The sequence below is a fragment of the candidate division WOR-3 bacterium genome (assembly GCA_039801245.1).
GTDB lineage: Bacteria > Hydrothermota > Tepidihabitantia > Tepidihabitantales > Tepidihabitantaceae > JAOABP01.
Genome location: JBDRUF010000060.1, coordinates 1 through 10,237 on the forward strand (window position 1 = coordinate 1; position 10,237 = coordinate 10,237).

Consider the following 10,237-nt stretch of genomic DNA (forward strand, 5'->3'; position numbering starts at 1 on the left):
TACAATCGCTTGTAGAGGAAAATTCTGCGTGACAAAAGGCGGGGGGGGGGGGGTATAATAAAAATGGAGGTTGAGGAGGCGGCACCGAGCCTGATAACGTTAATCGGCATCGCTGGTGCGTAGATGCCAAAACAAAGGAGGTGGCGATGTTGAGAGTTATTCTCTGCATCACAATAGCAATAACCGCAACCTCGGCATGGGAGGTGCTGAATTCTGTTCCAGAGCCCGGTCGGGTTGTAGATGGAGCGGCAATTACCTATGGTGGGGACCGGGTATGGGGTGTTTTCCCCAATCCGGATTCTGAAATTACCTATCTTTTATACTACAACCCCAATGATAACCAGTGGCATTTGCCCAGTGAACCTGAAGTAGCCTTTGAGATGTTGAAGCACACAGGTATTACATACGATTGGAAATATGACGACATCGTGTTTATCATCGGCGAGGAGGATGGCGAACCAATGCTCTACTGGTATATTCCTTCCACAGAAGAATGGGACTATGATGATATTGTGGATTTCTCGCTTGATGATGGCGCAAGTATTGCCTACCGACCCAATCCTTACCACTGCATGTTGTATCCGATCCCGGGCTGGCTTTACTGCCTGCCTGGCGGAGACAGAGAGTTCTGGCGTTACTGGATTCCAAGTCCCTGGGGTCCGGTTGCGGTGGATGGCATCTATCCAGGTCAAGGAGCGACTATCGCTGACCAGACACCGGTTTTCATCTGGGAGGAGGTTCCGTATGCTGTTGAATATCGGCTTGTGGTGGCAACCGACCCCAACTTTTTCACGACAATCATTGATGTAACAACCGCTACACCGGAGTATCAGGTTGAGACAGAGATGGAAAACGGCACCTATTACTGGAAGACCGCTTCCCGTTCATCCAGCAGCACTTGGAACTGGAGCGAAGTGCACACCTTCACACTTCAGGGTGGCTGGGAGCAACTGGACAGCATTCCGGAATATATTAACGAAGGCGCGGCGCTGGCATATGAACCTAACTACTACGGCACTGAGTGTCTGGTTGCCTTTATAGGAAGTTCCACTCATTGTTACCGTTACGACTTGAATCCTGCTGGCTCTTGGGTTCGTATCCACGACAGTAGAACCCAGAATCCGGGTTCAGCTCTTGCAACCAGAGTGCTTAAACCGCCATACCCCACATCGCGCTGGGGAATATTCGGAGGATACGACTCCCTGTATGAGCATGCACCTCCCATTGGATGGACAGCATATGGTGATGAAGAAGCTGTTTTGCCAAAGTTACTTGGTCCTGGTGCCTCACTTGCTTATTTCCCTGGAGACGACTCAAACTACCTCTACCTGATTGTTGGCGAAGATGATGAGGACAACGCAAGAAATGATTTTTACCGGTTGCGGATACCATTATTCCTTGATGATTCAGGAGACGGAGACGGCGGTCAGACCGCCTACATTCAATCTATTCCTCAGCAGACGCGGATTATCAACTCTAACAGGAGTATTACGATAGAATACAGTCTGGACACACCCGCGAATGTCCGTATTTCGGTATATGACGCCATTGGCAGGTTGATTAAGGCTTTACACGCAGGACATCAACGCGCAGGTGCTCATCAGTTACACTGGGAGGCGCAAACCTCAGGCGCTTGTTTCGTCCTTCTTGACATCGGCGATAAACAGGTTAGACTCAAGACAGTGGTGAGGTAGAATAAAAAGGGAGGGGTGGAAACACCACCCCTCCCATACAGAGGTTTATGATGAACAGATTGCTGATTTTGTTTATTCCGCTGATGCTTTTCGGACAGGTTGAGGTGGATACAGTGATTTATCCACCATTACCCAGTGGTCATTATCTGCTCGATGGGTTCTTTATCCCGGAACTCAATAAACTTTATATCTTCACCGGCACAATTTCAGGTCCAAGTTCTGTTATTGTTCTGGACTGCTCAACCTATCAGTATAAGACCGAGTTCTGGTGGTCCTGGGGCCAAGGTCAGGCTTTTTTTACCTGGAACAGGCGCAGGGGAAAATTTTATTTCACCACAAACGGAGGACCTGACAGCACACTGGTCATTGATGCGGTTGCCGATACGGTAATACAGGTTTTTAGGCGTTACAATTTTGTTTATGTCCCCTGTTTTGACCGCTTCTATGGCGCGCGGGGAGAAACCCTGTTCGTATTTGACGGTGCCACCGACTCAATTATCAAACGAATTCCATCTCCAATTCCCCCTTACAAATTTGCTTATACTTCTGTGGACTCGGTGAACAATAAGATATATGTGGTGATGCTTGCGTTTCAAAGCCCTTTTCTGGTTGGTGTATTTGACTGTGCCGTTGACTCCTTTTTGAAATTTATTGATGTGAGTGGAACTTTCTACCCACCTTATCTGATGAACTTCAATTACACCTACAGAAAGGCATATTTTGTTCCACGCAGCCTTGATGGCTACGCCGGTGTCATTGACACAAAAAATGATACCGTCCGCAGATATTTTCCCATCCGGGTGTGGGTGGGATACGAGAATCCGGTAGCAGTGAACCATACAGACAACAAGGTCTATATTGCAGGAACTAACCCTCAAGGCGGACCAGATACGCTACTATATGTGATAGACTGTGACACTGACTCAATCGTCAAAAAAGTTACCCACTATGGATATGCTGCCTTGTATGTGCGCTGGGTGCCCTGGAGCAACCGGGTGTACTTCGCCCACTACCAAGACACAATACTTTGGGTTCTTGATTGCCAGACCGATTCCATTATTGCTGGGCTCTGTCTTGGTGGTTGGGCACCTGTGGACCTCCAGTTTGACCCGATTCGCCAGCGCATCTTTGCGATTGGTGCTGGCTATGATATTAATGCCATCTATGTCCTGCGGGATGTTGTGCCGGGTGTGGAGGAGAAAAAAGTGGAGATGAGTGGCAATCTCTCTCTGCCGACTGTCATCCGCAATGTGCTGAAATGGGAGCCGGTCTCCGGTCATCGGTCTTCGGTCCTTCTTGATGTGAGCGGTCGCAAGGTCCTTGACCTTTTGCCCGGTGCCAATGATATTCGCCATCTTGCGCCTGGGGTATATTTTGTGCACATATTATCAGATAATAAAACCAGACCGGTGGTGATAGTTAAATAGAGTTTATACTATTCAATCCATTCAACATCCCCAAGGCTCAGGTCCTCTTTGGTAACATTGCCCATTATGACCATAATGTAATGGTCGGGCTTTAGGTGTTCTTTTGCCGCTTTGTTGACCTGTTCAAGGGTGGTGGCGCGGACCTTTTCCGGAAATGTTTCGAGCCAGTCAATGCCATAACCGTAGAGTTCAAGGTTGTCAAGCTGGTCAAGTTTGCCCTGGTTGGAACTGTAGGTTAAAGGGAATGAGCCGGTGAAGTAGTTGTGCGCCTTTAGGAGTTCTTGGGGTGTTGCACCAGACTCATGCATTTTTCTTACCTCGCCAAACATCTTTGCTATTGCCTCCTTTGGTTTGGCGGTCTGAACCGTGGCGCGAAAGGCACCGGGTAGGAGCCGGCGGTCAAACCAGCAGCGAACATCATAGGCAAGTCCTGCATATTCCCTGACCGCCAGACCCATCCTTGATGAGAGTGGTGGACCACCAAGGATATAGGACATCAATCTGACCGGTATCAGGTCAGTATTCAATGCCGATATGCCCGAATGGCCGAACTGGATATAGGTCTGGTTCATATCATTGCGGGTGATGATTTTTACCTTGGTCTTTTCCGGCAGGATTGGCGCAGGGGCAACTGCTGATTCAACCATACCCCGCTGCCAGAAACCAAATCTTCGGGCAACCTCATCTTTAATGGTTTCGTGCTCAACATCGCCGACAACAACGATAAAGCAGTTATTGGGCACAAACTGCTTCTGGTGGAACTGATGGAGGTCATCAATGGTGATTTTGGGAATGGTATTGGTATCACCGCGTACTGGCAGGGCGTAGCGATGGTTGCCGAATAAAAGCCGGTCAAACTCCATTGAAACAACCGCACTGGGATTGTCATAGGAGCGCCGGGCAGCAGTTAAAGCCTCCTCACGGGCGCGGTCAAATTCAGGTTTGGGGAAGGCAGGGTTAAGGACGATGTCGGCGATGATGTCCAGTCCGGTGGATAAATCTTTCGCCAAGAGCCGGAGATAGACATAGGAGTGGTCAAAGTCGGCACCGGAATAATAACGGGCACCAAGGAAGTCAAGGATTGAGGCGAGGGAGTCGGCTGAAATGGATTTTGTGCCGCGCAAAAGCATCTGGGCACAGAGGCTGGCGATACCGGCTTTTTCCACAGGGTCGAAGGCGGCACCGGCACGACAGGTAAATGAGATGTCAACCATTGGCAGGCGGTGGTCTTCATAGGTAAGTATGACAAGTCCGTTGTCAAGGGTGTCACGGTAAAGGGGGAGGGAGAGTAGCGAATTGGCTGACATGAGAATGCAAGACGCAAAGGGCAAGATGACCAATGCAAAATTGTTTTTCATTTTGGCTCCTTTTTCTCTGGAACAAGGATGCCGACGATACGCCGATTTTCAGTCAGATATTTCTCGGCAAATCTCATAATCTGTTCAGGGGTTGCCTGTTCTACTTGGGCAATCTGGTTGATAAATGTCCGCCAGTTACCGGTAGTGATATGAGATGTTGCCAAGAGGTAGGCGATGCCAGAGACATCGTCCCGTTCGAATATGTAGTCGGCAATGACCCGATTTTTCACACGGGTCAATTCCCGTTCGGTTACCGGTTCATTTTTTATCCTTTCCAATTCCTGATAAACAATCCTTTCAATTCTTGGAATCAGGGTTTCGGATTTGGGGGTAATCATAAAATACATCAGTCCCGGGTCTTTTTCGACCGAGTTCCACGCTGAAACCGAGGTGGCAAGTGCGGAGTCGAGAACAAGGGCGCGGTAGAGCCTGGAGTTGCGACCGGCACCAAGGATGCTGGCGATAACATCGCCGATGATGTACAGTGAATCCCTGATCCCAGGGGTAGGGAATCCGATAAGGAGGGTCGGGACTGATACCCTTTTGCGGATGGTGACGCGGCGTTCACCAGCAGGCTCGGGTTCAATATTATAATAGTCAGCCCTTTTTACCGGTCTGCCTTTAACCTTGCCAAAATACCTTTCCACCTTGGCACGCACTTCAGCTGGTCTGATATCACCAGCAATCACTAACACAGCATTTGCTGGATTGTAGTAGCGCTGGTACCACTCTCGAACCTTTTCTACGGTGTAGTTGGCAACATCATCAGACCAGCCGATGGTCGGGTTCCGATGGGGATGGACAAGATTGGCAATCGCCTCAAACTGCTCCCAGAGTGTGGAAGTTGGACGGTTGTCCCAAAGCCGGCGTTCCTCAGCCACAACCTGATGCTCGCTTTCAAACTCCGAGTCGGGAAAGATACACCTTGCCATCCTTGCCGCCTCAAGTTTCAGTGCCAGTTCCCAGCGGTCTCGGGCAATCTCTTCGTAATAACCGGTGTAATAGGTGGAGGTGAAGCCGTTGTTGAACGCACCAACCGAGTCAAGGATACGGTCAAAATCTCCAGGTTTGTAGATGTCGGTATGTTTGAAGGTCATATGCTCAAGCATATGGGAGATACCGGTGTGTCCAGTCTGTTCGTCATAGGAGCCAACACGGTAATAGATATTTACCGAGACCACCGGTGCGGATGAGTCAACATAGCCGATTACCTCAAGACCGTTTTTCAGTTTGAATTCAAAGATGCGGGACTCAATCGGCTCGGAAAGGCTGTTAGATAATAAAAAAAGTAATATCAGGCTCATCATAATTTTCTTATAAAAATCTCAATGCTCTTGCACTTCCATCAGAGACAATCCCGATGAGGTTACGGTTCTTCGCCGCCAGCGCCAAGGTTATAAGAATCACAGGGACAAATAATAATGTATTAATGAGAGGTGTCAAAGGATTAATGCCGAAGGTGGGAGTCGAACCCACAAGCCCATCGCTGAGCGGCGGATTTTGAGTCCGCTGCGTCTGCCAATTCCGCCACTTCGGCCGACATTTTAATTTTAGAAGGTCAGAGGTTAAAGTCAAGTGGCGGTTATCTTTGACATCAAGGGAATGTCTGCTACTTTTATTCAATGCCGAGAATAGGTGTCCTTTTTTTGTCAATTTTGATTCTGTCCTGTGGCAGCAGGGTGGAAAGGCATTCCGGCCCGATTCCAAAACCGGACCGGGATGGAGGCGAGGTCTGGCTCGTAACATACCTCGCCGGGCAGAAGGTGGGCTATTCGGTGATGAGATACGCGAGGAGCGGCACCGGTTTTCGCTATGACAACTTGAGCAAACTGACTCTCGGGATGATGGGCAAGACCCAGTTTGTCAATGCCCGCTCAACGGTTATCACCAACCCTGACCTGAGTCTGCGCTCCTTTGAGTTTGAGTTGAGTTCGCAGGACGGGACATTCAAGGCAAATGGTGAGGTAAAGGGTGGCAGGTTGGTGATGAACACCGGCAAGGGCAAGCAGAGTTTGAATCTGACAAGGGCGCTTTATCCCATTGAGGCTTTGGGCAGATTGATTGTTGATTCCCATCCCGAACCTGGGGCGGTTCTGAACATCCTTACATTTGATGGCACGGTTCTTGACACCCTCCCGACAGTGGTTGAGGTTTTAGGCGCAGAGTCAATCGCCATCGGCACAGAGAGGATAAATGCGCTCAAGGTGCGGGTAAGAAGGGCGAAGTTTGATGTGATAACCTTCTTGGATGAGAATGGGATAACCGTTAAAGAGGAATCGCCTTTGGGGATGAGTTCGGTCAGGGTTTCGGAAAGGGAGGCTCTTGGCGGTGAGAGTGGTTACACCGTAGATGTGTTAAGGCTGTTTGCGGTGCCTGTTGATACCGCAATCCCTGAGCCGGCAAAGGTAAGACGGGTGGTTTTGCAGGTTAGTGGCGTTGATACGAGTGAGTTTAATCTCGGTTCTGATAATCAGCGGATTTTGGAAAAGAGTGACCAGGGGTTTACCGTTGAGATTACGGTTCCTGAGATGCCTCTTAATGTGAGGCTCCCGGTTGGAGGCGAGGAGGGGTTCCTTAAGCCTTCGGTTTCAATCCCGTGTGATGCAGCGCTGATAAAAAACAGGGCAAGGGAGATTGCGAGCACAAGCGACGATGCGGTCAAAGCGGCAAGGAAGATTCTTTACTGGGTCTTCGGTTCATTGAAAAAGGAGGCGGTGGCATCATTGCCCAATGCGCTGGCTGTGCTGAAAAGTATGAAGGGCGACTGCAACGAGCATTCGGTTCTCTATGCCGCACTGTGCCGGGCAATAGGGATACCAGCAAAGGTTGCGGTCGGGCTGGTATATCTCAACGGCTCGTTTTATTACCATGCCTGGAATGAGGTTTATCTTGGGAAATGGGTGCCGGTTGACCCAACATTTGGCGAGTTTCCTGCGAGCGCATTGCGCCTGAAACTTGCTGAGGGCGAACTGAGCCAGCAGGCAGAGGTCTTAGGCGTGGTGAAAAAAATCGGGATAAGGGTATTAGAGTACAACTGATTTTCGGTTTTTAAAAACTGGGGGACAGGGATTCGAACCCCGACTAGCTGGTCCAGAGCCAGCCGTCCTACCGTTAGACGATCCCCCAGAGAGAGGAAAGTTTAAAACCCTCTTGTTCAAAGTCAAGCGTGGCAATTGACACTGGCAAACAGGGCAATATAATCCAAGGTGCTGAAAGTGATAGATTATAGGCGCTGTTTTTTCTTCCTACTTGCGGGCATAGTTATTTTTAACGGTTGTGCCCGCAGGGTGGTCAAGCCTCCTGTTGAGAAATTAACGGTCTTGGTCTCCCCTGACCTGACAACCGAGGATTTGGCAAAGATGGCAAACCTTGTGCAAATGCGGAGGAGTGAGGAGACGGTGCTCTGGCTGGCAGCGGGCAGGATTTTGCTTGATAAGGAGGCGGTGGCGCTCACTCAGGGAGAGGCGGAAATCAGTGTCTTAAATGCGGCAGGGGTTGACGCTTTGGTCTTCACACCGGAATGGCTCAGGTTCGGTCTTATCAGGACAAAGGGGCTGATTGACCGGGCAAACTTTCGGGTTCTCTGCTCTAATCTTGACGATACCCTTGGTCTGCCTGTTGCCCATCCCTGGCTCATAAAAAGGAGGGTCGGGGTTACCGCGGTTATGCCCGACTTTGGTCTTTTACCCTTAAGGCTGAATGGGGTCAAATTTGTTTCTGCCTCTTATGCGGCGAGCCGGGCATTGACGCTTTTGAGGACAAAAGCCGATTTCAATACCCTGGTTTTGCCCGCAGGCGAATCGTTGCATACCGCTGGATATGACCTGGTTTTGGTAACAGCAAAAGATAGGATTACCTGTTATCAACTGACGCTTGTTGGCGGCAGTTTGAGCGATGTTTTAAAGACAGCGGTCTCGCTTCAAGGGCTCGAGCCGCTGCCCGAGGTCAAATCAAAGATTGATTCAATATATAAAAGTGTCAAGGAGATTGCGGATGAACCGGTTGTTGAGACGAGGGTGAAGATTTCACCCCGGGTTTTGACCAAGGCGGTGATTGAGGGGATTTTGAGTCTGCGGTTTCTGGATGCCTTTGTTTATGACTCAACCTCATTTGTCACTGACACGATTTATCCCGGCACCATCACCAAGGGAAAACTCATCAACTCCTTTTCTGACCCGGGCAGATTGGTGATTTTCAACCTTGAGGGTGAAGAGATTGAGAAACTGCAAAAAGAGCCCAATGTCAAAGTTCAGGTAAGGAAGGGTCTGCCTCTGGGCAGGTTGATGGCGCGCAAGGTTTATCAGGTTGGAACCACCGCCAGTTTTGTTATGGCACATCCGGAGATTGCTGTCAACCGGTTTGAACTATCTGAGCGGCAGTTATGGGAATATGCCTTTGACATCTTGCAGGCACAGGGGAGGAGATGAATAGCCTTGTTTTCCGATTCAGGAGCGGCAGGTTCATCTGGACCCTGCTCGTAACGGTTTACTTCCTGATATTTTTCACCAACTTCTTCAACGATGCGATAAATGATAGGGCGCTAATCCCCTTGATTTTTTCCTACATCTTTGTCCTCTGGCTCGCCCTGGAGTACTACTTCGGCTCGCCGTTTTTCCAGTCCGGGGTTGTTGAGCCCAATCCCATCTGGCGCGGTCTGTTTGCCTTCTTTGTCTATCCCTATTTTGCCTATCTGGCAGCGGACTTCATCTGGTGGCGCTGGACACAAATTCCAATTCCCCATTATCTGTTGGGTATCATCGGTCTTTTGATATTTGGCTTCGGTGCCTATCTGCGCCTGACAACCCTCTTTTCATTTCTGCGCATCATCCAGACAAAACCGGGCTCAGACCAGGTCCTGATTCCGCCAAAAAGGTTGCTCAACCTGAGATGGCACCGTTTTTGCCGGCACCCAAGATACCTGGCAACCTTGATTCAGCTTTTCGGTGCGGCACTGGTGTTCAACTCCTATGGAGGTTTAATTTTGACGCTGGTTTTAGGCTTTCCCCTGATTTTGGTTCAGGCAAGGTATGAGGAGGGGCTTTTGAAACTGCAACTGAAGTCGGATTATGAACAGTATTCCCGCTCGGTCCCGTTTCTAATCCCGAAACTGGCTCAAAAAAGCCGCTAAACCTTAAGTTAGCACCCAAAGCCGCAGGGGGGCACGCCCCGGGCTGGGGCACTGTTTAAGAATTACTTCCGGTTATTTTTCTAACCATCTGATAAAAAAAGACTTAGAAAATAGTAATAAATAAATTGAAAAATTCTGCGTTAATTTTTGCCAGATTCTGGCTCTTAATGGATAGAGGCAGAAGAAAGGAGTAAACTATGGCAGATGTAACAAGAAGAATGGAGCGCTGGCGGATAAAGACCGACCCGGATAAGGTGTGCGCAAGGCTGAAGGAGCTGCGTCCATCAATGGACAGAAGGCAGGAGCTGCAGCAGATTTTCTTGGTTGAGATTGAGACCAAGGCAAAGCAGGTTCTGGACTCGGCAAATGTGCCGACGATGCTCTATCCCTTTTATCTCAACTTTGCGAGGGAAATCTATTCAAGGCGGATGCGCTTCTCCGGCTCATCACTCGCGCGGGAGATTGGGGTTTTATTGGAAAAATGGGTGATGCGCACACTTGAGCGGGAGGTCCTGGAGCGGATTCGGGACGAGGCGCTCTCGGTCCCGGAACCAGCGCCGTAGATTGGTTCGTAGTTCTTAGTTTATGGTTCTTGGTTATAATCCTCCCCGTATCGTCATTCCGACCCGC

The 10,237-nt window shown here is 49.6% G+C and carries 8 protein-coding genes and 2 tRNA genes; 6 read left to right on the top strand and 4 right to left on the bottom strand.

Annotated elements, in window-relative coordinates; translation table 11 throughout:
* The first annotated feature begins 146 nt into the window (after nt 1–146).
* A complete protein-coding gene (locus ABIK47_07570) occupies nt 147–1,694 on the top strand; it encodes a DUF4962 domain-containing protein (protein MEO0020472.1) in 1,548 nt (515 codons plus the stop codon).
* Nucleotides 1,695–1,741: 47 nt separating this feature from the next.
* On the top strand, nt 1,742–3,121 hold the full coding sequence (locus tag ABIK47_07575; GenBank protein MEO0020473.1) for a hypothetical protein: 1,380 nt from the start codon (nt 1,742–1,744) through the stop codon (nt 3,119–3,121).
* Between the two features lie 8 nt (nt 3,122–3,129).
* Here the strand turns inward: ABIK47_07575 and ABIK47_07580 are convergent, their stop codons facing one another.
* The 3 genes from ABIK47_07580 to ABIK47_07590 all read right to left on the bottom strand — a co-directional run bounded on the left by ABIK47_07580 (nt 3,130) and on the right by ABIK47_07590 (nt 6,016).
* The gene (locus ABIK47_07580) at nt 3,130–4,479 is read right to left on the bottom strand and encodes a pitrilysin family protein (protein ID MEO0020474.1); all 1,350 of its coding nucleotides are present in this window, start codon (nt 4,477–4,479) and stop codon (nt 3,130–3,132) included.
* Nucleotides 4,476–5,786: a pitrilysin family protein gene (locus ABIK47_07585; protein MEO0020475.1), complete on the bottom strand. Its 1,311-nt coding sequence runs from the start codon at nt 5,784–5,786 to the stop codon at nt 4,476–4,478. Before ABIK47_07585 ends, ABIK47_07580 begins: the two co-directional genes overlap by 4 nt.
* A gap of 144 nt (nt 5,787–5,930) precedes the next feature.
* A tRNA-Leu gene (locus ABIK47_07590) sits at nt 5,931–6,016 on the bottom strand.
* 85 nt (nt 6,017–6,101) lie between these two features.
* Between ABIK47_07590 and ABIK47_07595 the strand changes: the two genes are divergently transcribed.
* Nucleotides 6,102–7,517, top strand: coding sequence for a transglutaminase-like domain-containing protein (locus ABIK47_07595; protein ID MEO0020476.1), 1,416 nt, complete (start codon nt 6,102–6,104; stop codon nt 7,515–7,517).
* A 17-nt stretch (nt 7,518–7,534) separates the two neighbouring features.
* On the opposite strand, the gene ABIK47_07600 is transcribed toward ABIK47_07595, so the two are convergent.
* Nucleotides 7,535–7,605, bottom strand: a tRNA-Gln gene (locus ABIK47_07600).
* Between the two features lie 80 nt (nt 7,606–7,685).
* Here ABIK47_07600 and ABIK47_07605 point away from each other — a divergent pair.
* From ABIK47_07605 to ABIK47_07615, 3 genes are all read left to right on the top strand, one after another.
* On the top strand, nt 7,686–8,906 hold the full coding sequence (locus tag ABIK47_07605) for a hypothetical protein (protein MEO0020477.1): 1,221 nt from the start codon (nt 7,686–7,688) through the stop codon (nt 8,904–8,906).
* On the top strand, nt 8,903–9,607 hold the full coding sequence (locus ABIK47_07610; protein ID MEO0020478.1) for a methyltransferase: 705 nt from the start codon (nt 8,903–8,905) through the stop codon (nt 9,605–9,607). The genes ABIK47_07605 and ABIK47_07610 overlap by 4 nt, the downstream gene beginning before the upstream one ends.
* A 197-nt stretch (nt 9,608–9,804) precedes the next feature.
* Nucleotides 9,805–10,170, top strand: coding sequence for a hypothetical protein (locus ABIK47_07615; protein ID MEO0020479.1), 366 nt, complete (start codon nt 9,805–9,807; stop codon nt 10,168–10,170).
* Nucleotides 10,171–10,237: the final 67 nt, after the last annotated feature.